Origin of the sequence: Paenibacillus sp. FJAT-27812 (assembly GCF_001273905.1) — a bacterium.
GTDB lineage: Bacteria > Bacillota > Bacilli > Paenibacillales > Paenibacillaceae > Pristimantibacillus.
The window spans coordinates 6,226,673-6,250,880 of record NZ_LIGH01000001.1 but is presented as its reverse complement, the minus strand read 5'-3'; the positions used below and the strand labels follow the sequence as shown (position 1 = coordinate 6,250,880).

General features: G+C 45.2%; 16 protein-coding genes. All 16 read left to right on the top strand.

Annotated features, from left to right (window positions below):
• Positions 1 to 66 precede the first annotated feature (66 nt).
• The 16 genes from ADU23_RS26685 to ADU23_RS26610 all read left to right on the top strand — a co-directional run bounded on the left by ADU23_RS26685 (position 67) and on the right by ADU23_RS26610 (position 24,182).
• Complete coding sequence (locus ADU23_RS26685; RefSeq protein ID WP_053376535.1) at positions 67 to 1,872, top strand: cache domain-containing sensor histidine kinase; 1,806 nt, start codon at positions 67 to 69, stop codon at positions 1,870 to 1,872.
• Complete coding sequence (locus ADU23_RS26680; RefSeq protein ID WP_053376534.1) at positions 1,869 to 2,957, top strand: response regulator transcription factor; 1,089 nt, start codon at positions 1,869 to 1,871, stop codon at positions 2,955 to 2,957. Before ADU23_RS26685 ends, ADU23_RS26680 begins: the two co-directional genes overlap by 4 nt.
• A 300-nt stretch (positions 2,958 to 3,257) precedes the next feature.
• The gene (locus ADU23_RS26675) at positions 3,258 to 4,553 is read left to right on the top strand and encodes a glycoside hydrolase family 125 protein (protein WP_053376533.1); all 1,296 of its coding nucleotides are present in this window, start codon (positions 3,258 to 3,260) and stop codon (positions 4,551 to 4,553) included.
• A gap of 82 nt (positions 4,554 to 4,635) precedes the next feature.
• On the top strand, positions 4,636 to 6,150 hold the full coding sequence (locus ADU23_RS26670; RefSeq protein ID WP_053376532.1) for an ABC transporter substrate-binding protein: 1,515 nt from the start codon (positions 4,636 to 4,638) through the stop codon (positions 6,148 to 6,150).
• Positions 6,151 to 6,319: 169 nt separating this feature from the next.
• Complete coding sequence (locus ADU23_RS26665; protein ID WP_053376531.1) at positions 6,320 to 9,139, top strand: extracellular solute-binding protein; 2,820 nt, start codon at positions 6,320 to 6,322, stop codon at positions 9,137 to 9,139.
• Between the two features lie 40 nt (positions 9,140 to 9,179).
• A complete protein-coding gene (locus ADU23_RS26660) occupies positions 9,180 to 10,142 on the top strand; it encodes a carbohydrate ABC transporter permease (protein WP_053376530.1) in 963 nt (320 codons plus the stop codon).
• A gap of 1 nt (position 10,143) precedes the next feature.
• Positions 10,144 to 11,016, top strand: coding sequence for a carbohydrate ABC transporter permease (locus ADU23_RS26655; protein WP_442950629.1), 873 nt, complete (start codon positions 10,144 to 10,146; stop codon positions 11,014 to 11,016).
• A 21-nt stretch (positions 11,017 to 11,037) separates the two neighbouring features.
• Positions 11,038 to 13,164, top strand: coding sequence for a YIP1 family protein (locus ADU23_RS26650; protein ID WP_053376528.1), 2,127 nt, complete (start codon positions 11,038 to 11,040; stop codon positions 13,162 to 13,164).
• A gap of 29 nt (positions 13,165 to 13,193) precedes the next feature.
• Complete coding sequence (locus ADU23_RS26645; RefSeq protein WP_053376527.1) at positions 13,194 to 15,779, top strand: DUF5696 domain-containing protein; 2,586 nt, start codon at positions 13,194 to 13,196, stop codon at positions 15,777 to 15,779.
• A gap of 24 nt (positions 15,780 to 15,803) precedes the next feature.
• Complete coding sequence (locus tag ADU23_RS26640) at positions 15,804 to 16,769, top strand: carbohydrate ABC transporter permease (protein WP_053376526.1); 966 nt, start codon at positions 15,804 to 15,806, stop codon at positions 16,767 to 16,769.
• Between the two features lie 5 nt (positions 16,770 to 16,774).
• Complete coding sequence (locus tag ADU23_RS26635) at positions 16,775 to 17,716, top strand: carbohydrate ABC transporter permease (RefSeq protein WP_053376525.1); 942 nt, start codon at positions 16,775 to 16,777, stop codon at positions 17,714 to 17,716.
• 44 nt (positions 17,717 to 17,760) lie between these two features.
• On the top strand, positions 17,761 to 18,870 hold the full coding sequence (locus tag ADU23_RS26630) for a glycoside hydrolase family 76 protein (protein WP_231637647.1): 1,110 nt from the start codon (positions 17,761 to 17,763) through the stop codon (positions 18,868 to 18,870).
• Between the two features lie 125 nt (positions 18,871 to 18,995).
• Positions 18,996 to 20,138 carry a GntR family transcriptional regulator gene (locus ADU23_RS26625; protein WP_053376523.1) on the top strand — a complete coding sequence of 381 codons (1,143 nt, stop codon included), beginning with the start codon at positions 18,996 to 18,998 and terminating at the stop codon, positions 20,136 to 20,138.
• A 371-nt stretch (positions 20,139 to 20,509) separates the two neighbouring features.
• On the top strand, positions 20,510 to 21,394 hold the full coding sequence (locus tag ADU23_RS26620; RefSeq protein WP_082311215.1) for a carbohydrate ABC transporter permease: 885 nt from the start codon (positions 20,510 to 20,512) through the stop codon (positions 21,392 to 21,394).
• Between the two features lie 2 nt (positions 21,395 to 21,396).
• Positions 21,397 to 22,242, top strand: coding sequence for a carbohydrate ABC transporter permease (locus ADU23_RS26615; RefSeq protein ID WP_231637539.1), 846 nt, complete (start codon positions 21,397 to 21,399; stop codon positions 22,240 to 22,242).
• A gap of 176 nt (positions 22,243 to 22,418) precedes the next feature.
• Positions 22,419 to 24,182, top strand: coding sequence for a cache domain-containing sensor histidine kinase (locus ADU23_RS26610; protein WP_053376521.1), 1,764 nt, complete (start codon positions 22,419 to 22,421; stop codon positions 24,180 to 24,182).
• Positions 24,183 to 24,208: the final 26 nt, after the last annotated feature.

Sequence of the window (24,208 nt, the reverse complement as noted above, 5' to 3'; positions counted from 1 at the left end):
TGAAATGGTGATAGAATCATTAGAGTAGGGTAGAATCCCATTTGTTATGGCCTGGAGGATACGACATTGTTGAAATCAATCATCAAGCATATGAAAAGATCGCTGAAGTGGAAGCTGGTCGCGTTAATTGTCACAATCCTTGTCTTTACCGTTTCTGCTATCGGCTATTTCAGTTATGCCCAGACGCTGCATTCCGTCAGCAAAGATATCGATAAACTGACGAATCAAGTGCTTATACAAGCGAATATGAACTTGAACCGTTTCTATACGGAATACGAAATGATCTTTCTGCTGCTTGGAAGCAGCTTGGAATATCGGGAATGGCTTCATGCTTCGAATAATACGGAGCTTTCCTCCGATCTTGTTCGTTATTATGAGCGGATTAAGGTCAATTATTTGAATCGCGTTTTTTTGCAGTATCCAGAGCTGATGTCGGTCACGATGTACAATCCGAACGGGCAGGAGCAAACCTTCGCCAACGGCTACGTGCTTTCGCTCGATTACACCGTTCGGGACGAGCCGTTCCTTGCCGATTCGGGCAACTACGACAAGGTGAAATTTATTCCGCGGATCGCGGACTATTATTTGGATTACGGCAACCGCAAGACGGATAAGCCGGTGCTTACACTTTTCAAAAAATTCAATAACGGCTATGTCAAAATGGACATCTCACTTACGCCCTCACAAAATGTAATGGACGAAATCAGCATCGCTGATTCGAGCGAAGCCGCCGTCATAACTGAGGACGGGACGGTCATTCACCATTCCAATCCCGGGAATGTGATGAAAAGAACGGATGAACGAATCGTTGGTCTGCTGGCAGGCAAAAGCGAAGGCTCGATCAATGACCGCGCAAGAGAGGAGCTTATCGTATTCCAGTCGATCGAACGGACCCATTGGAAAATTTTTGCCGTTATCCCTTACGAAAAAATTGCCGGAAGCATTGATTATGTTCGAAATATGACGATATTTATATCAGTCACGGCGTTAATTATAGCGGTTGTGCTTACGTATTGGGCTGCCTCCTCCATCGTGAAGCGAATTGCCAAGCTCAGGCAGGCGATGGTTATGACGCAAATCAAAAACGATTTCAAGTTCCGCGCGCAAATCGACGGGCATGATGAGGTGACGGATCTAAGCTTATCGTTCAATAACCTGCTCGGCCATTTGGAGCAATCGGTGAGCGATCTTGCCGAGACGCGCGTCCAGCAGCATAAGGCGGTCGTATCTGCGCTGCAATCCCAAATTAACTCGCACTTTCTATACAATACGCTGGAATCGATCAATTCGATGGCGGTAATCTACAGGCAGCCTGATATCGGCAACGTGGCGGTCGCGCTGTCCCATATGCTCAGGTATACATCGGACTACAAGGAATGGGAGGTCAGCTTGGCGGACGAGGTTCGTTATACGGAGCAATATTTGGCGATTATGAAAATCCGTTACGGTGACGATCTGTCGTATACGATCGATATTCCGAAGGAGATTAGGCATGTTTGCTGCTCCAAGGCACTCCTCCAGCCGATCGTGGAGAACAGTATTAAGCATACGCGGGAGACAACAGCCGAGTCAGTCGATATTCATATTTCAGCGGCAATCGTTAACGCATCAACGCTTATTCTTTCCGTGCGCGACAACGGCAAAGGGTTCTCAGCAGACGTCTTGTCGAGGCTAAGAGGTGAACTAGCAAGCGATCACCGACATCCTCGTTATGACTATACGGGCATCGGCATTTCGAATTTAATCTACCGTTTGCATACGTTTTATGCAGGCGATGCACAAATCATGTTTGACAACGATAAAGGCACGGGCGGAGCCGTCGTGGAAGTCAGGTTGCCCATGCGAACGAAAAGAAGGGAGTGGGAGATATGAATCGAATCGTAATCGTCGATGACGAGGAGCTCATCCGAAGGAGCTTGTCGATCAGGCTTTCCGAGATGGAAGGCGTTGCCGTGTCTGCAGCGATGGCGAATGGACAGAGGGCGCTCGACTGGATGGCAGGACATTTTGCCGATATATGCATTACCGATGTTCGAATGCCTCTCGTTGACGGCCTTCAACTCATAGAAGAGGTCAACCACAAATATCCCTGGATGACTTGCATCGTTATTTCCAGCTATGACGACTTCGAATATGCCAAGCGAAGCCTTCAATTAGGAGCTGTCGATTATATGTTGAAGCCGATAGATTCGGACGTATTAACCAAGGTTGTAGGCAAGGCGTGTGCGAGAATTCGGACACAGCGGCGTTATGAAGCAAATCAGCTCCTGCTGCGCAAGCTTCCAAGCTACAAGGCGCTGCTCGAACAATGGGTCGAGATGATCACGTCGGTTTACTTACACGGTCAGCCGCTTCTGATCGTCGATACGCTGGCTGCGCTGGAGCTGTGGCTCGAAGGAAGGCTTGAAATATGGAACGAGCTGACAATGGCGTGGGTGCAGCTTGTCATCGAGGAGCTGAAGAAGCGGGATATCGAGGTTCAATACGAGGAGGGTGAAGACACCGGACTTGGTGAAGTAACTTTGGCTTTGTCACGGGTGCGACCATACTTCCGGTTATGCGCGGTCAGACGGCTCGAGGAGGCGGCGAATGTTCTAATGGAAGGTGCAAGGAGAAGCAAAAACCTGCAGAAGCAAAGCGCGGTCGATCAAGTCAAACGCTATATCGAGGAGTATTATGCCCAGAAGTGGGGGCTGCAGGACGTGGCTGACCATGTCGCAATGAGCCGATCGCATCTAGCCATACTTTTCAAAGAAGAAACGGGCATGACGATCTGGACGTATTGCATCAGCGTTCGAATGCGCAAGGCGAGAGACCTTCTGCTCACGACGTCGCTGCGCAGCTATGAGATTGCCAACCGGGTTGGCTACGAGAACAGCGTGCACTTCTCTAGAATATTCAAGGAGTATCACGGCATTAATCCGATGGAATACAAGAACAGGCTAAATAACGATTGATCGTAGCATAGCTTTTCAAGATTTATTTCGTACATTCAATCAAATGGACTGTCCGATTCTTCGGATGGTCTTTTTTGTCCATTAGAAATGGGTATACGAGGCGATTGTGCTTTTGCAGCCGGTAAATTTGTATATCAATGCGATTCCAGCCTATAGTGTTTATTTAGAAAAATACAAAGGAAAATATTAGTTGGTATATTGACATGTTGACATATTGATTATAATATACTATTTGTAAGCGCTTAACACGAGGGTTTACCCAATGTGCTGAAGATCATCATTAGGAGGGATTGTTTTCGAATGAATCTATCTATTACCGATATGAAAAAGAGTGACGCCTTGGTTTTAGCTCTAGCAGAGTGGCCTGAAATCGTTAAGTTTTATAAGAACTGCTTTTACAATACGCTAGAGACCACAACGGAATGGCTTGAGGATGGAACTACTTTTGTTTTTACGGGTGATATACCAGCCATGTGGCTGCGTGATTCCTCTGCTCAGGTTCGACATTACATTCCGCTGGCTGCATCAGACAACCACTATCAGAAAATGATAGAGGGACTTATAAAAAGGCAAATGCAATACATCCAAATTGATCCTTATGCAAACGCATTCAATAAAGGGCCGGATAACAGCGGACATACTGGAGATGTAACCGAAGGGAATCCCTGGGTATGGGAAAGGAAATATGAAATCGACTCCCTATGTTATCCGATACAGCTCGCTTATCTGTACTGGAAGGCAACAAAAAGAACGGAAATGTTTGATGGCGCCTTTAAAGAAGCGGTTAACAAAATTATCGCGCTCTGGTCTGCAGAACAGAAACATGCTGAACAATCGAGCTACAGCTTCCAAAGGTTTAATTGTCCAGAGTCGGATACGTTAAGCAACGATGGAAAAGGAAGTCCAGTTGGATACACAGGCATGACATGGTCGGGATTCAGGCCGAGTGACGATTCCTGCAAGTACCATTACCTCATTCCCGCGAATATGTTCGCAGTTGTTGTTCTGAGATACGTGGAAGAAATCGCCCAAGACATATACGGAGACGAAGCGTTGAAACTCGCTTCAAAAAAGCTAGGCGGCGAAATCGATGCTGGCATAAAAGCTTTTGGCATCTATAAACACGAAACGTTTGGCGAAATGTACGCCTATGAAACAGATGGTCTAGGGAATTACAACCTAATGGATGATGCTAATGTGCCTAGCTTGTTGTCGATTCCTTATCTTGGATATTCAAGCAAAGAGGATATTGTCTATCAGAACACAAGAAGATTTATTTTGAGTGAAGAGAATCCGTATTATTTTGCAGGAAAAGCAGCTAAAGGAATTGGAAGCCCTCATACCCCCACGAATTACATATGGCATATAAGCCTTGTCATGCAAGCACTAACTTCAGACAACGACACGGAAATACAAGAACTCCTAAAAACGATAATCAGATCAGACGGCGGAACCGGTTTTATGCATGAGGGTTTTCACGCAGACAATCCTAATGAATTCACGAGACCGTGGTTTGCATGGGCTAACAGCTTACTCGGTGAACTTATTTATAAGCTCGTAGAAGAAAAGAAACAGCATCTCTTTGAATCGGTTTGACCTTCATTTGTGTTCGTGCGGGACTGACATTGTTGCTGGCAGGACCCGTATAACAAATAAAAGCTTTGAAAGGGGCAGAAAAATGAAACAAAAGAGAATGTTTTTGTTAGTCGTATGCGTCCTGATTATTTCCATCTTTGCGAGCGCTTGCACAAGTAATAATGGCGGAGGTAAAAACAAGGAGAATGCTGAAGCTACAAACAAGGTAGAAGAGGCAGGAAACACAACTTCACCAAGCCCGGAAGCAACAGCAGTTGACGGTGCTCCTCCTGTGAAAGATCTAGGCGGCTATAAATTCATCGTTGCGGATAACAATGCCAACAGATGGTTTCCGCAAGAAGGAAGCTCTGATCTTGCCAATGCCGTTATTGACAGAATCAAGTGGGTAGAAGAAACATACAACGTGAAAATTGAAGTGAGAAAACATTCCGAGGAAGAGTTTGGCGCGGCGGTCTTGGCAGGCGACAAATACGCTGATATCATCGTTGCTCCTACCTGGGAGCTGGGAAGACATATTAACGGCAAGCGTATTGTGGACATGAATACGATTCCTAACCTTCGATTAGATCAGGACTATTGGAAAGAATACAACACTTCATTCTTACTTACTTATGACAATAGAACGTATGGAACAGCAGCGCCATTCGCTAACCAAGGCGATGAAGTATGGGTTCTGGCATTCAATAAAAGCATTATTGATGAGCTTGGGCTCGAAGATCCTTATGAGCTTGTGAAAAACAAACAATGGACGTTCCAGAAAATGCTCGAAATGGAGCAAGCGGCAAAACGAGATTTAAATGGTGATGGCGTGATGGACAATAATGACCGTTATGGACTTGCAACAGGACATGACTGGGATATTTCTGTCGCGTTATATCTAGCATCAGGCAACAAAATCATTGATATTGCTAGTGATGGCAGCATGAAGTATGCGGTGAATACGCCAAAAGCATACGAGACGATTGAAATGATTAAGAAGTTGGCAAAAAAAGGAGATACGTTCTTCCCTAAAAAAGATGGCGAGGATATGGACGCCTATGTGAAGGCTTTTGCAGAAGGGAAATCGCTGTTTTTAGCTTATTCCAGAGGCCGTGGCGTTATTGATCCGATTTATGAAATGGAAAGTGATTTTGGCTTCATCCCCTTGCCGATGGGCAACAATACGGACGATTACCGCACTTGGGTAAGTCATGACGCACCTTCGATTGCTGTTCCGGTTACGAACAAAGAGCTTGATAAAACGGGATTGATTTTGGAAGCGCTAGCATGGAAAGCGCAAAGCGAAGAGAAAATTTGGATGGATGAAGTGGCTTTAACGCAACTTCGTGATGAGCAATCGCTTGAGACGCTATTGCAATTGAAAAATTACGGTGTTTCGGATATGGCGTTTATCGGTCAGCAAATGCAAGGTAACGTCCACAGCGGCTTGTCTCTAATTCCTGATGTCGGCTTCTACGATCAGAACCTTGAACCTGCGTCCAAGGTAGCGGAAATCGAGGATGCTGTAAATATTGGTCTTGAGGAGCTTGCTCTAAGGCTGAAGGGTGAATTCGTCGAGCCTGAACCTAAGCCTGAGGAAAAGAAAAAGGCAGAATAGCAGCATCTAAATAGATAAAGGGGCTATATGACAGATGTCGATTGACGCCAGCGCAGCGGCCCCTTTTCTTTTTTTTGAAAAAAGATGCTGTTTTCCCTTTTGTTCGCTGAAGACAATGAATCTCTGTCCATTTGGAGGAAACAAATATGACGGTGCGAGTTGAACGTGTATGAACAATAAAATAGCGAAACGATTAGTGGCAGCAATTGCATTATGTTTGTTGGTGATTATATGGCCGCACGCGGCCTTCGCAAGCAAGGATGATAACTTAATTAAGCTGCAAAGCTACCGCGCCTATCTCGAGCAACATGCCGATAAAAAAGCTGGAAAAGCAGATATTGCGATTATGGCGAATACGTATTCGAATGCTGAGGGAGACTTGAAAACCCTCGATAATTTTGAAGGAATGGTAGGTAAATCTGTTCTGACGGGTGAAAGCGGGAAGATCGAATGGGAAATAAACGTTCCAGAGAGCGGGATGTACAATATCGAATTGCTTTATTACCCGATAGATGGAAAAGGCAATTCAATTGAAAGAATGATATCGATTGATGGTAAAGTTCCATATAACGAAGCGAAATACATAAATTTATCTCGGGTTTGGAAGGACAAGAGTGCGATCACTCAGGACAAAAAGGGAAATGACATTAGGCCGAAACAGACGGAAGCGCCTAGATGGAGAACGGTGCTATTACAGGATTTACTTGGCTATTATAACGATCCATTAATGTTTTATTTGGAAAAAGGCAAGCATACCATTGGATTCGAATCGGTGAGGGAATCAGTGGTTTTAAATACCGTCCGTATTTATAAAGCGGAGGAGCTTCAAACCTATGATGAGGTAAAAGCGGGTTATGAAGCGAAAGGCTACAAGGAAGCGGACGCTAAAACGATTAAGGTTCAAGCGGAAAATAGCTATGAGAAATCGGATAATACGCTGTACCCCGTTTCAGATCGGTCATCGGCTATTACGGAACCGCAGGATCCATCCAAGCTCCGCTTGAACAGCATAGGCGGCGATAAATGGAAAATGCCAGGACAGTGGATCAGCTACCGGTTCACGGTAGAGGAAGCTGGCTTATACAAGATTGCGACTAGATTCAAGCAAAACAAATTAGCCGGCATGTATGTCAACCGTAAAATTTTGCTGGATGGGGCCGTACCGTTTCAAGAAGCGAAAGCTGTGAAATTTAAGTACGGAAACAATTGGCAAGTAAAAGCTTTTGGGGATGACGATCAGCCATTTTCTTTTTACCTTGAACCGGGTGAGCATGAGCTTGCGATGGAAGTCACGCTAGGCGACTTGGCAGATGTGCTGAACAGGGTCGATGACAGCTTGTTTGAACTGAATGCCGTATATCGGCAAATTCTTATGATAACCGGTGCTGAGCCGGATTTGTATCGTGATTACGGTTTTGAAAAATTAATACCGGAAGCGATAGCTGCAATGAAGAAGCATGCTGCGATACTTAGAGAGGTATCGGCTGATATGGAGGCGCTGGTCGGTCAAAAAGGCGAAAACATGGTTCTGCTTGATAAAGTCGCCTTCCAGCTGGAGCAAATGGTTAAAAATCCGGAAGCTAATATTGCGAAGACGTTCACACCGTTTAAGGAAAATGTGGGCGCGCTTGGAACTTGGATTTTGACTGTAGGCGAGCAGCCTTTAACGGTAGATTATTTTAGCGTAATGCCTGTATCCAAGAAGCTGCCAAAGGCAGATGCATCCTTTTTCAAAAAAATGATTTTTGAAACGAAGTCTTTTTCGATCTCCTTCTTTGTGGATTACAATGCCTTGAATACGGAAGGCGAGACAAAAGGAGAGCCGCTGGAAGTATGGCTGACGTCCGGACGGGATCAATCGCAAATCATCAGAGAAATGATTAATGATACGTTTACGCCGGAATCTAACATTAACGTAAAGCTAAAGCTGGTAACGGAAGGAACGCTTTTGCCATCGGTTTTGGCAGGTACGGGTCCGGATGTTGCGATGGGAAATCTGGCAGCCGATCCGATCCAATATGCACTAAGAAACGCAGTGGAGAACATCAAAGACATGCCGAACTATGGAGACACTGCCTCCAGATTCCATCCCAGTGCACTAGTTCCCTTTGAATTAGATGGGAAAGCGTACGCTTTGCCGGAAACGCAATCGTTCCCTATGATGTTTTACCGAAAAGATATTTTGCATGATATGGGGCTTAAGGCTCCCGAGACGTGGGATGAATTTTATCGATTGATACCTGAGATACAGAAACAAAATATGCAAATCGGTTTTCCGGCGGATATTACGGGATTGCAAATCTTTTTGTATCAAAAAAATGGCGAGCTGTACAACAAGGAACGAAGCCGCTCGACGCTGGAAGAGGATTTGACCATCGAGGCTTTCCAGAAGCAGACGGAGCTGTTTACGACCTATAAGTTTCCGAGGGACTATGATTTCAGCAACCGCTTTCGGACGGGTGAAATGCCGATCGGCATCGCAGATTTTACGACATATAACCAATTAATCGCGTTTGCTCCTGAAATAAAAGGGCTGTGGGAGTTTGCTCCGCTTCCGGGAACTGTTATGGAGGACGGACAGTTGAATCGGGCGACGCCTGCTACGGGAACAGCGATCATGATGCTTAAGGGCGCTAAGAAGAAAGACGACGCGTGGCGCTTTATGGAGTGGTGGACGAGTGTGGAGACGCAGTCCAGATTCGGAATGGAAATGGAGGCTATTCTCGGCAAGGCAGCCAAACAAGCGACCGCAAATATGGAGGCGCTTGCAAATATGCCTTGGACAAAAACCGAGTATGACCATTTGATGACGCAGTGGTCATTTGCTACAGGTACGCCGGAGGTTCCGGGAGGCTACTATGTGACTCGCAACATCGGATTCGCCGCCGCTGCAGCTTATAACAATGGAGATCCTGAATCTCTTCTGGACTATGTGAAAGAAGTTAATAATGAAATAACGCGAAAAAGGCGGGAGTTCAAATTGGAATGATCATGCCTTGCGACTTTACTGATTCAGGAGGACCCCATTCATGAGTAGAGATTTGGTGATATCAGGAACTGTTGACCCTAAGAGGCAGGGCAAGCATATCGGGCGAAGATTGGAGCGCGGATGGAAATCGATTAAAAAGAATAAAGTTTCCTACCTCTTTGCTGCTCCATATATGATCTTGTTTTTTGCTTTTACGGCTTTGCCCGTCATTATTTCATTAATTTTAGGTTTTTTCTCTTTTAACCTGTTGGAAGCGCCTATCTTCGTTGGCATGGACAATTATATTAGGCTGTTTCTAGGCGATGATATTTTCATTAAGGCTATCGGAAATACGTTCCTGCTCGCTGTGATGGTGGGGCCGATCGGCTACATCATGTGTCTCGTGTTCGCATGGCTTATTAATGAGCTGCCAAAGTCGCTGAGAACGATCTTAACCTTGATTTTTTACGCGCCATCCATATCAGGAAACATTTATTTGGTTTGGGGCATCTTCTTCAACAAGGACGCTTATGGTTATGCCAATGCCATTCTGCTGCGCTACAATGTGATTTCTTCACCAATTCTATGGTTCGAGAATCCGAAATATATGATGACACTCGTCGTTATCGTTGCTTTATGGACCAGTGTTGGAACGAGCTTCCTCTCTTTTATCGCTGGATTGCAGGGGATCGATCGTACGCTTTATGAAGCGGCGGCTATGGACGGGGTTAGAAATCGGTGGCAGGAGCTATGGTACGTAACCTTGCCTTCAATGAAGCCGCAGCTCATGTTCGGAGCAGTAATGAGCATTACCGGGGCATTCGGAACTGGTGCAATTGTTACCGCATTGTGCGGCATGCCGAGCAACAGCTATGCAACACATACCATCGTTAACCATTTGGAGGACTATGGCGCCATTCGTTATGAAATGGGTTATGCCTCTGCTATAGCTACCATTCTGTTTATCATCATGATCGGAGCGAATAAGATTGTGCAAATGCTTCTGGCAAAGGTAGGTGAATGAAGTGATTCAGATCAAGCTTCATCGAAGCAAGAGCGGCATTAAACGTTCCTTTTTCGCAGACTTTGGCATCTATTTGTTTTTGCTGCTGTTTGGCATTTTTATGATGCTGCCACTCGTTTATGCGATCTCTAATTCCATTAAACCGCTGGAGGAAATTTGGTTTTTCCCTCCTAGGTTTCTCGTTAATAACCCCACATTAGATAACTTCAGAGATTTGCTCGCCGTAATGAGCGACTCGTGGGTGCCATTCAGTCGGTATATATTTAACACGGTATTTATAACAGCAGTGGGTACGGCAGGTCATGTGGTAATCGCTTCCTTATGTGCCTATGTCCTATCCAAACATAAGTTTCCGGGCAAAGGCATTATGTTCAGCACTGTTGTACTCTCGCTTATGTTTAGCGGTGTCGTGACCCAAATACCGAACTTTATTATTATTTCTTCCTTAGGCTGGATTGATTCCTATCAGTCTATTATTGTTCCGGCCTTCGCATCCTCACTAGGATTGTATTTAATGAAACAATTTATGGATCAGATGATCCCCGATGCCATATTGGAGTCGGCTCGCATTGACGGGGCCAGCGAATGGAAAATTTTCTGGACCATCGTTATGCCTATGGTAAAGCCTGCTTGGCTGACTCTAATCATCTTTTCAATGCAAGGTTTATGGGGAATCGGTGCGAATCACTTCATCCAAAGCGAGGAACTAAAAACCTTGAACTATGCTTTGTCCCAAATCTTAGCCGGCGGAATTGCTCGTACAGGGACAGGATCGGCTGCAGCGGTGCTGATGATGATTGTGCCTATCATCGTGTTTATCATCTCTCAGTCGAAGATTATAGAGACCATGTCTGCATCAGGCATGAAAGAATAGGCATGGAAGGGGAAGAATGCGGTGGTTAGAAAAGAGTGGATCTTGTTTTTTGCCGCACTATTATTGTTGTGCGGCTATGGTATTGAATCAGCTTCCGCCATGGTTCCATATAAAACCTATTTTTATGATTATGATGGGGAGTATCTCGTTTCTCCTGACGCTTATGTGCCTGACAAGGTGTTAAGCGCCAAGGATATGGGGATCACGGATAAAGGGCTGAATCAACCTCTGGATTTGTTTGTAGACGATAATAACTCAGTTTATATAGCGGATACCGGATCGAACAGAATTATCATTCTGGACGAACAGTTTCGAATAAAACGAGAAATCACGGAGTTCGTCCATGAGGATGGCGTTACTAAGGACCAATTCAACACGCCGATGGGCATTTTTGTGTCAGAGGAGGGGCTGATTTACGTTGCCGACTCCAAAAACGCTAGAATTGTTGTGCTTCATCAGGATGGAAGCCTGGAGAACATTTTGAAGGCTCCGGATTCGGATGTCTTTCCAGCCGGTTTTATCTATGAGCCTTCGGCTATTGGTGTAGATCCGTCCGGTCTCATCTACGTCATTTCGAAGAGCACGAACATGGGTGTCATAGCCTTGAATGCTGACGGCGGATTCGAAGGTTTCGTAGGCGCTGAGAAGGTAGTGCCCAAGGTGTCTGATTTGTTCTGGAAGCTGTTGACGACGAAGGAGCAAAAGAGCCGCACAGCCAAAAGCGTACCGACCGAGTATAACAATATTACGATCGATGAACTCGGTTTCGCCTATGTTACGAGTAGTGCGATTCATGCCAGAAACCAATACGGCGCGCTCATTAACCGAGATAAATCAAGTAAGCATGCACCAATTAAGCGGCTGAACCATACAGGCATCGATGTTTTGAAACGAAATGGAGCCTTCCCGCCTGCTGGTGATATTCAAACTTCAGATAAGGTTTCTCGTTTTATTGATGTAGCTTTGGCAGAGGACGGGGCATACAGTACGCTCGATTCCTCGCAAAATAAGATTTTTACTTATGATGATAATGGCAATCTTCTTTATGTATTTGGAGGGTACGGAACCCAGAACGGCGTTTTCCAAAGTGCTTCCGCGCTGGCTTACCAAAGCGATAATCTTCTCGTTCTGGATAAGGATTCAAGCAAGCTGACCGTCTACAGACGAACGGAATATGGCGATAACATTGCAGCGGCGATTCATCATAGAAAGAATCGGAATTACGATGAATCAATCGCAGCTTGGCAGCGGGTTTTGAAGATGAATCCGACGCTGGAGATGGCTTATTCCGGCGTTGCGCAGTCTAATATGCGCAAAGAAGAGTACAAGGAAGCGATGCACAATTACAAGCTCGCAAATGATTGGGATCATTATTTCAAAGCTTTTGCGGAGTATCGGAAGGAAATAGTAAGCAAATTTATTATTCTCATTCCGATAGCGGCAGCAGCCATTCTGTGGCTATTGTACAGATTTTTCAAATATGCAAAGAAGGTCAACGCTGCTGGCTGGAGAAAGCCGGGCAAGCGAACGCTATGGGAAGAGCTGCTGTATTCCTTCCATGTGATGTTCCATCCTTTTGACGGGTTTTGGGATTTGAAGCATGAGAAGCGAGGCAGTATTCGTGCCGCTGTTATTATCGTTGCAGCCGTTATGGCTGTAGACATCTTTAAGCAGCTGGCAGGCGGATACATATTGTACCCTTCCGACTGGCGTGTAATTGAGCTTTACGATACGTTCCTTAGCGTCCTTATTCCATTTGGATTATGGTGCTGTGCAAACTGGGGTCTCACGACATTGATGGATGGTGAAGGCAGTCTAAAAGATATTTTTATCGCGTCTTCCTATTCGTTAATGCCCGTGGTGTTGATCACGGTTCCCATCACACTATTTAGCAACATCGTTGTTTTGGAAGAGCAGCAGTTTATTACCTTTCTTACAACTTTAGCGTTAGGCTGGTCTCTCGGGCTCATATTTATAGGCGTATTGGTGACCAATGATTACAGTCCCTTCAAAAATCTCTATACCTCTGCTATCTCGATAGTGGGGATGGGGTTCATTGCTTTCCTTACGGTGCTGTTCATTAACATCTTGCAAAATATGAATTCCTTTATTACAACGATCATCAATGAAATTACGTTTCGGTTGTAGAACAAGATGGTGGATAGGAGGTCAGCTATATGAATGCCAAGGGGATCATCTCTAGGCTATTACTTTTAATGGTTGCCCTTACGCTGGGGGTACCGACAAACGGGATAACGGCGGAAGCGGTTGAATCAACAAAAACAGAAAAAGTCAGCTCGCCTAACATGAAAAAAGCAGTAAAGGATGGCGGCTTGGTTCCTGCTGCTGAGAATGATCGCCTCCTGCTGTACTTCGATAATGAATCAGGCGGCGTGGCGGTCGAAGATAAAGCTACAGGAAGTAAATTTTATTCCAACCCGCCAAGTGCACTTGAAGACTCGAAAGCGAGCGATGCGATGAAGCAGGAGCTGATGTCGCAGGTTAAGCTTGTCTACAACGTTCAAGGCAAAGAAGGCGACTTGGAAATGAATAGCTACACCCATGCCATGAAGCTGGATCAAGTGAGCTGGGGGAAGATCGATAACGGCATAAGGGTAGACATGGTAATAGGCCGCGAGGAGCAGCGAATGCTGCTGCCGCGTCAAATTACAAAGTCCAGCTTTGAGCAAAATGTTCTTGATCATATGGAAGCCGAACGGGATAAGAAGAAGCTATTAGCCTACTATATCCTCTACGGTCGTGCCGATGTGGAAGGAAGTAAGGGTCAGGAGCTGCTTGCGAAATATCCTATTTTGGAGAAGGAAGATATTTATGTATTGAAAACCTCCGTAAAGGAGCGGGACAAAAAGGTATTGGAAAACTACGTTAAAGAGGCGGGCTATACGTACGAGAAGCAGGAGGAGGACTACGCGGAGGTCGGATACAACGGAGATGATTCCGTATTTCCTTATTTTAAAATGAGCCTTGATTACATGCTTGCGGACAGCGGCTTAACGGTCACTCTTTATAATGGGGACATTGAATACGATAAATCTCGCTTCAATCTTGTAAAGCTTTCTGTGCTGAATTATTTCGGCGCCGGGCAAACCGGCGAGGAGGGTTATATCCTTCTTCCTGACGGCTCGGGGACGCTCCTGAATTTCAATAACGATGCGAGCAAAAACACGTTATTGACGACGGGTAAAATGTACGGACCGGATTATGCCTTAACGCAGTCGCCAAGAGGCAGCTACAAACAAGAGTTTCGAGTGCCCGTGTTTGGCATCAAAAAGGATGGAGCAGCATTGTTCTCCGTTATTGAAGAGGGAGATGCGATAGCGGATATTAACGGAGTTATGGGCGGTATCAATCATTCCTATAACACGGCTTACGCTAACTTCACGATTCGAAATAAAGACTCTTTTATAGCAAAAGATGCTTTTGAGCAGGCGCCTTGGATTATTTACGAGAAAAATGCATACGGCGGAAACATCGTCATGAAGTACTTCTTCCTTACTGGAGATGACGCGAATTACGTAGGGATGGCAAAGGCATATCGACAGTATCTCGTTGATAAAGGAAGCTTGAGCAAAGTAAGTGTAGATGAGAATATACCATTTTACTTGGACACAATGGGATCTGTCGATAAGATGGTGCGGAAGCTGGGGATTCCTGTTCGCAGCCAAGTGGCTGTCACTTCCTTTGATCAAGCAGGGCTGATGCTGGATAAACTTTCTCAAAGCGGTATCGAAAACATTAAGTTTCGTTATACCGGTTGGTATAACGGGGGCATGAGCCATACAGCGCCTACAAAAATGAAGGTAGAGTCCGTGCTCGGCGGTGCGAAGGGACTGCGGAAACTGGCAGAGAAAGCAGAGAAGCTGGGGGCGCAGTTGTTCCCGGATGTGGATCTTCTTTATGTTTCTTCTAATAAAGCCTTTGATGGCTTTAAGCCGCAAAAGGATAGCATTCGCTCCTTGTTTCAGAAAACAAGCTACAAAGGTCTGTTTAACGTAGCTACGTTGGAGTATGAAAGCAGCGTATGGGGAATTAATCCGGAGAAGATTCCTGGATACTTCAACAAATTTGCCAAAGACTATAACTCGCTTGGATTAAAATCGCTATCCCTATCAACGGTGGGAGAGAGCCTGAATTCCAATTTTAAAAACCGCGATCAAATCAATCGGCAGGACTCGAGAAAAATAATGACAGACGTTTTAACCAAAGCGAAAAAGGATTATGAGGACATGATTACAGACGATGGAAATGCGTACACCTTTCCTTATGTCAATCATATTTTGAATTTGCCTGATCAAGACAGCTCCTTCTCGATAGCAGATGAGCAGGTGCCTTTTATTCAAATCGCGCTGCATGGCTACATTGGGTATGCCAGCGAAGCTTTGAACTTGGCGAGCGAGCTGCGTCCGGCCGTTTTAAAAGCACTGGAATATGGCAGCGGCGTTTATTTTAAATTGAATTACGGAGAAAACAGCCTTCTGAAAGATGCATCCTTATTCGATGATCTATACGCTTCCCAATTCGATGATTGGGAGGAGAACGCTGCAGCCATCTATGCAGAAATGAACAACGTATTGAAAAATGTTCAGGATCAGGCGATCGTTAACCATCAACAGCTTGGCGAAGATGTCTACAAAACAACTTATGAAAATGGTACGGCGATTATTGTTAATTACAGCGATAAAGCAATTGAGGTTGAGGGAACCGCAGTAGATGGAATGGGTTACGCGGTCGTTAATCCGTAAACCAAGCGAGGAGGATCACCGGCAATGAACAAATTGTCTGCAGCCATAAACAAAAAAGAAAGGTTTAGGCTAACCGTGACGCAGAAGAGGGATCTGATGGGGTGGGTCTTTGTCAGCCCTTTCGTACTCGGATTTCTCCTACTGTTTCTGGGTATATTCATTGATTCGTTGCGATTTAGCTTTATGGATGTGAATCTTTTAACTCAAGGTGGATTTTCGGCAAAATTCATCGGATTGGATAACTATCATCAGGTTTTAAGAGTGGACCCTAACTTTAACAAACAGCTTTACGGCGCTGTTCAGAACATGTTATTCGATATTCCGATTATCGTCATGTACAGCCTGTTTATTGCCGTTTTGTTGAATATGAAAATGAAGGGTCGAGGGATCTTTAGAGCGATTTTTTTCGTACCCGTCATTTTGGCTACTGGAATCATCGATAAAGCGGATTTAAGCAATTCGATAATGAACGCCTATCAGAGCATTCCGGGGCTTGATACCGGCGCTTCGATCGTCAACGAATCGTCAGGCGGAATGTTCAGCAATCTTGAGCTAAAAAAATATATGTTCCAAATGCTCGATTTCAGTCCGGCGCTCGTGAATATTACCGTTGGAGCTGCTGAAAACATATTTGCCGTAATTAATAGTTCAGGCGTGCAAATTCTCATTTTTTTGGCGGGGCTTCAGGCGATCTCATCGTCTATCTATGAATCTGCCAAAATCGAAGGCTGTTCGGCTTGGGAGTGCTTTTGGAAGATCACATTTCCGCTCATCAGTCCGTTAATTTTGGTTAATATTATTTACTCGATTATCGACTCCTTTACAGGAAGCAAAAACCAAATCATGCATAGCATTTCAAATGCGATGAAGCTTGGCCAGTATGGCACTGCTTCAGCAATGGCTTGGATTTATTTTTTGGTGGCAGCGATATTCCTTGTCGTCATTGGATTTTTCGTCAGCAGATTCGTTTTTTATCAGAATAGGGAGTGATGGATATGCGGGCTAAATATTTAAATCTGCATGCAGTAAATGGCTTGTTCTGGTCGATTATTCGCTATTTGCTTCTCATTGGGCTGGCGTTTCTTATCTTGTATCCGCTGCTCGTAAAGCTGTCTAATAGTTTTATGAGCCCGCAGGATTTAATAGATGGTACGGTACGTTTTATCCCAAGGCAGTTTACATGGTTTAATTACAAAACGGTAATCGAATATACGTCCTTTTTTAAAGGGCTGTCGAATACGTTCGGTATTTCTTTTCTAAGCGGAATGATTCAAATGCTGGTTTGTACGATGGTCGGATATGGGCTTGCGCGTTTTAATTTCAAAGGAAAAGGCATCGTATTTTCTCTGGTGGTGCTTACCATTCTGATTCCGCCGCAAACGTACATGATATCGCTATATATGAAGTTCAGCTTTTTTGATTTATTCGGTCTGCTGTCTACCTTTACGGGGGGGACTGTCAGGCTTATGGATTCCATGTGGCCGATGGCGATTCTATCGATGATTGGTTTTGGATTTAAAAACGGACTGTATATTTTGATTATGCGGCAATATTTTAAAGGAATACCGAAGGAATTAGAGGAAGCGGCGTACGTGGACGGCTCTGGCTTGTTTCGGACGTTCAGCATGATTATTCTTCCGCTTTCGTTTTCCATGATGATTACAATCTTTGTATTCTCCTTCTCATGGCAGTGGACGGATAGCTTCTATTCTTCCATGTTCTTTAGTCAAATCAAGCTCTTATCCAATTCGCTGCTTGTCGGTTTTGAAGGCTTGATGATGGAGGGCGCCACCATAGGGCTAAAACAAGGTCAACCTTTGACTGCTACTTTAACGAACACGATGTCGTTATTAGTTGTCATTCCATTAATTATTGTGTATCTGTTTGCCCAAAAATATCTCGTAGAGGGCATTGAACATAGTGGAATTGTAGGCTAACAATCGGAACGTTGCAAGAAGAAGGGACGGATGAAGTGAACTTTATGAAAAGTATGTGCTTGCTGCTTGTCGGTAGCTTTTTCTTGACAGGCTGCAGCGGAAAAGAGGAGCTTGTGGAAAATTATAATCATAAAGCGGAATGGGCAGAGGAAATGCTCATCAAGCATTATTGGGATAAGAATGGAAAGTTGATGAACAATGCTTATCCATACAGCAAAGAACGTGAAGAAAACCTGAACTACTGGTGGAAGGCTCACGCTGTAGATGCCATGATGGATGGGTATGAAAGAACGGGTGATGCTGCCTATACGGACATGGCAGAAGGGATCGTCAAAAGTATCATCAAGAAAAACGGGTCGCTGTTCAATGAGTTTTATGATGATATGGAGTGGCTAGCTCTTGCAGCGCTCAGACTTTATGATGCAACCAAAAGCGAGACGGTCAAAAGCTTTGTATTAAAACTCTGGAAAGATATTAAGACAGCTTGGTGGGAAGATGAGCTCGGTGGCATGGCATGGAAAAAGGATCAACGAGAGAGTCGAAATGCATGCTCCAACGGGCCTGCAGCCATTTTGGCAGCAAGGATGTATGCGTATTTTGGCGATGAGGAAGATCTTGAATGGGCCCAAAAAATATATCATTGGGAAAAGCGACATTTGGTTGATCCCGAAAGCGGCCTTGTGTATGATGGCCTTAAGCTGGAGAGCAATGGTGATCTGAACGTCAATAAGAAATGGATATTTACATATAACCAAGGCACTTATCTAGGAGCGGCTGTAGAGCTATATAAGATTACAAATGACAAAGGTTATTTGGCAGATGCAGAGAAAACCGCCGTCTCTGCTATGAAATATCATACGGATGCCGAGTCCGGAATGATGAAGGAAGAAGGAACGGGAGACGGCGGGTTATTCAAAGGCATTTTTATCCGTTATTTAATCAATCTGTATGAAATCAACGAAAGCATCCTAATCAAAGAAATGATCCTTCATAATGCGGATACGCTGCTGTCGAGAGGCAGTACAAATGAAGTTGGCTTGTTTGGCACTGCTTGGGATAAACCCCATCAAGAGCCTCTGGACATATCCGTGCAATTGAGCGGTGTATTCCTAATAGAGGCAGCTGCAAAAATAGAAAGGTTAGATTCGAAATAATGGTTACTGACGTAGAGGGGCAATAGCAAAGCTGTTGCCCCATTTCGCCTTTTCATATATTGATGTCGTGATAATAAAGATGTATAGTTGATATATCAAGATACTATGACAAGGTAGGTAGCCTTATGGAAAATCCTTTATACGAGCAAATTTTTAACTATATTTTCCAAAAGATCAATGATGGCGAACTGAAGAAAGGTGAGCGTGTTCCATCGGAAAAAGAATTGGCCGCCCACTTTAACGTAAGCCGAATTACTTCGAAGAAGGCATTGGAGATGCTCTCGCAATATAAATTAATTGAGAGAATACAAGGAAAGGGCTCCTTCGTAGCGGAGGTATTGCCTGACCTGAACGAAACGAAGCTGCAGAAGCAGATGGAAAGCGGTGAAGCGGAGCCGGTAAATGAGGATGGGCGCATTTTCGGTGTGATCCTTCCCGATTTTGGCGATGCATTCGGTGCTGATCTAATAAGGGGCATAGAGGAACAATGCGCAATAAACGGCTGCGTGATGATGATGAAGCTGACTTATGACAACCGTGAGGAAGAGGAAGCTGCAATCCGTACCTTCGTTAAGCTTGGTGTTGATGGTATTATCGTATTTCCAGGCCACGGCGAGCACTACAATTCCGAATTGCTTAGATTAGTATTAAACGGCTTCCCGATCGTATTAGTAGATAGATATTTGAAGGGAATCGCCGCAAGCGCAGTGTATACAGACAACAGGAAGGCAGCGTATGACCTGACAAACATATTGCTGCGGCAAGAGGGGCGGCATGTCGGTTTCTTATCCACGCCAGCCGACAATACGACGACAATTGAAGATCGGATATTGGGTTTCAGCGACGCCTGCATGCAGCAAGGAATTACGCCTAAACCTGAGCATATCATGACGAATCTCTACAGCACTTTGCCGCAATCGTTTGAAACGATCAGAGTACAGTATGATATAGAGACGGTACGTCATTTCGTGGACATCAATAAGGACCTTAACGCGTATGTAGTTTCTGAATACAACCTCGCTCTCATTTTACGTGAAGTGCTGCTGTCTTTAGGAAAAAGGATTCCGGAAGATTATCAAATTGTTTGCTTCGACTCTCCTAGTCAGCCTTTTGGCGATTATTTGTTTACCCATGTTCGCCAGAACGAGCGTGATACAGGCAGGAAAGCGGTAGAATTATTATTGCGTCGATTGAATAATGAGGTTACGGAATTAAACAACATTGTGGTGCATGAGATTGTTCAAGGGAATTCAACCATATCGATTTAACGTCAAAATGTTTCAAGGGACGATTCCACGAGCCGTAATGACGGCTCTAGATTCGTCCCTTTTTTGCATGTAATTATACACTTAAAAGATATAGATAACATATTGACATGTTGATATAATAAACATGATATATTGATTAAAAGTTCTTTGTATCGTAGAATTTCAATATGAAGCAATTTCTGGAAGCTGAAGACCAGCAAGTCAATCACCATGACAAGACTGTCGAGATGACAGTCTTGTTTTATTTTCATTATTAATTCGTCCGAAATTGAAAGAAATCGCACGTCTCTCTCATTTAAGCGTTGTTGGCCAGCCTCTATAATGACAGTAACCGAGGTTGGTCAGACAATATGAGAAAAAGAGGTGCAGCCATGAAGTCTTATGCGAATTTAACGGGCTATTTATTTATATCCCCGTTTCTATTCGGATTTTTTTTGTTAACGCTATATCCGGCTCTTCAATCGTTATACTTTTCGTTTACTGATTATTCGCTGCTGGAGCCGGGAAGCTGGGTCGGAACGGACAATTATAAGAGGATGTTTACGGCAGATCCCAATTTCTCGAAATCGCTTGGCATTACGTTTACTTATGTCATTTTTGCGGTTCCGCTTAAGCTTATGTTCGCACTGCTCGTCGCAATCGTACTGAATAAGCAAATAAAAGGGATGTCCTTTTATCGGACGATTATGTATTTGCCCTCGCTCATAGGCGGCAGCATCGCGGTTGCTGTTCTATGGAAAAACATATTCGGAGCGGAAGGCTTCATCAGCAAGATACTCGCTTTGTTTGGCATTGAAAACATGAGTATGGTGACGAATCCGGAAACGGCGCTCAGCACGCTCGTTCTGCTGCAGGCTTGGCAATTCGGCTCAGCGATGATTGTCTTTCTGGCAGGCTTAAAGCAAATACCTAAAGAGCTGTATGAAGCCTCCGCGGTGGACGGAGCGAGCAAGGTCAGGCAGTTTTTCAGCGTGACGCTAACGATGCTCTCGCCTGTTATATTGTTTAATCTGATCCTTGGCCTCATTGGCTCGTTCCAAATGTTCACGCAAGCCTTCATCATCACAAAAGGTGGCCCTTTAAAATCGACGTATATGTACGCTCTTTATTTATACGAGAAGGCCTTTGGCGCTTTCCAGATGGGCTATGCTTCCGCTCTTGCTTGGGTGCTGCTGTTAATCATTGCTGCGGCTACCGCGATTAATTTTGCCATTTCAAAGTACTGGGTGTTCTATGAAAGCGAAGGAGGGAAATGACGATGAGTACTTTAAAGCGGATGAAGGCTCGGCATCTTCCAACGCATTTGATTCTAATTCTTGTTTGCGCGGTAATGATCTATCCAATTGTATGGTGGCTTGGCGCTTCTCTGAAAACGAATGCGGAAATGAGCCTCCCGGGCATCTTTCCTAGCGATCCGCAGTGGAGCAATTACGTGAAGGGGTGGACGGCCATTCCGGACTATACGTTCAGCCGTTTCTTCACGAATTCATTTATTATCGAGCTGTTCAGCGTGGCGGGCTCCGTCGTATCGGCCAGCTTGGTCGCCTTTGGCTTCGCCCGCGTAAACTTCAAGTACAGCAAGCTATGGTTTGCGCTTCTTATGCTGACGATGATGATTCCTTCACAGGTTATTGTGATCCCGCAGTATGTCATGTTTTTTGATTTGAATTGGATCAATACCTATTTGCCGATTATTGTGCCCCATTTCTTCGGAGGAGGCGGATTCTTCGTCTTCCTGCTCGTGCAATTCATTCGCAGCATTCCTCGGGAGCTCGACGAATCGGCCAAAATTGACGGCTGCACGACGTTCGGCATTTATTTCCGCATCATCATGCCGCTCGTTAAGCCGGCGCTTGTCACCGTTGCCATCTATTCCTTTCTATGGACATGGGACGATTTTTTCCAGCAGCTGCTTTATATAAACAGCGTTGAGAAATTTACGGTAGGGCTTGCCCTTCGCTTGTTTATGGATTCGCAGTCGAGCGTCGAATGGGGACAAATGCTCTCGATGTCGCTGCTGTCGATCATTCCTTCGGTAATCGTGTTCTTTTTGGCACAGAAGCAATTTATTGAAGGAATTGCAACGACGGGCCTAAAAGGGTAATACTTAATAGATTCTTAGAAAAGGCGCAATGGACAGGGAGTCGCGCTTTCCGTAAGCTGAATGATGCTTTTGCCGTCATGAAGCTTGCGGAGAGAGCGATTCGTTTTGTCCATTTTGTCGTCTTTCCAAACTAGAGGCTAAAAGCCGTATAAGCCGGCGCGGGAGGTCGTTATTGCGTGTTGCGAAATCCGTTCAAAACCTATCGTATGGGCAGCTTGTACATGCTCACGTTCGGGGGCTTTTTGGTGCTGTTTCTCGTTCTCCTCATGGCTGTGAGCTATCAAGTAACAGCCGCCTACATGTCCAAGCAGGTGTCTGTCTATCAGCAGGAACTGCTTGATGAGGTTGGCAAGCGAATCGATGCGAAAATGACCTCGGTAGAGCAGGTCGCTTTGTCGATTACGAGAAACGAAGCGCTGCTTAACTATTTGAGAAACAAGCAAGCGGATGTTTACAGCAGAAAATTGGCGCAGCAAGAGTTAGGCTATTATTTATCCAATATTGTGTACAGCTGGAATGATGTACTCAGTTCCGTGCATGTGTATATGCACGATCCGCTGCCGATGATCGGCCTGCCGGCTGGATTCGAGGAAATGGACGATTTGCCGAAGGAGCCGTGGTATTCGCTCGTGAGCCAAAGCGATTATGCATGGATCGGCGAACGGGAGGTCGCAGCCGGGGGACAGAATAAGCAGGCGATCAGCTTTGCGCAAAAAATATATTCGGATACGAATCAGTTTCTCGGCGTGCTTGTGCTGGACGTGAAGCCGGAGGCGGTGCGCGATACGCTGCTTAATGAAAGCAATAAGAACCGCGGAATTAAGCGAGTGCTGCTTGGTAACGGCCATCAGATGATGACGGATGCAGGTTTCGATCAGGAGGAGAACGTCTGGCTGCGGGACATGCTCCAAGCTGAATTTGCACATCCAAGCTATTTAAACGGCAGGAAGGTCGAACTCGGAGAGCCATATTTCGTGACTGAATCGGGAGACCGAAACGCACAGTGGCAGGTTATCCAATTCACCCCCATGAAGGACATAACCGAGGACAGCTCCAGAATCGCGTTAACGCTGGGAGCAATCGGCGTTGCGGCCATACTGATCGCTTTCTTCTTCACGCTAATTTTTTCCCGCCAGTTTATGAAGCCAATCATGACGCTGAAGCAGGGGATGGACCGATTCTCGGTCGACAGGCTTAAATCTGAAATGCCGCGCGATTATACGAATGAGTTCGGCATTTTATTCCGAGGCTACGACGCTCTGACCGAACGGGTTACAGAGCTGTATGCCCATCAGGAGAAGCAATATATCAAGCAGAAGGAATTGGATGTCAAGGCGCTTCAGGCGATGATTAATCCTCATTTCCTGTACAATACGCTGGATCAAATCAATTGGATGGCCATTGAAGCCAATCAACCCAAAATCAGCGAAGTGCTGGAGCTGGTGGGCAAAATGTTCCGCATCGGATTGTCCAATGGAGATACGATCGTTACGGTAAGGGAGGAGCTTGCTTATATAGGAAGCTACCTGCAGATTCAGCAAATTCGGATGGAGCCGTTCAAACTCGACGTTTCAATTGAATTGCCTGAAGCGCTCGAGTCCTATTATATGCCTAAGGTGCTGCTTCAGCCGATAGTCGAAAATGCCGTTATGCATGGCTTTCACGGTCGGCAAAGCGGAGCTGTTCATATACAGGTAACGGAGCATCAAGAAGGCATAGCCTTTGTCGTTCATGATAACGGAAACGGCTTCCGGCCAAATCAAGACGAAATGCCGCAGCATCAGAAGAAGATGGGCGGCTATGGCATCCGCAATGTAGAGGAGCGCATTGAAGCGTTGTTCGGGGCGCCTTACGGCATTCAAGTCGTCAGCTTGCCCGGGGAAGGCGCTACAGTAACCGTCCTCATACCCAAACGGGATAGAGCGAACTATTATCGCTGATAGTCAATATTCAAAGGAGGACCGGA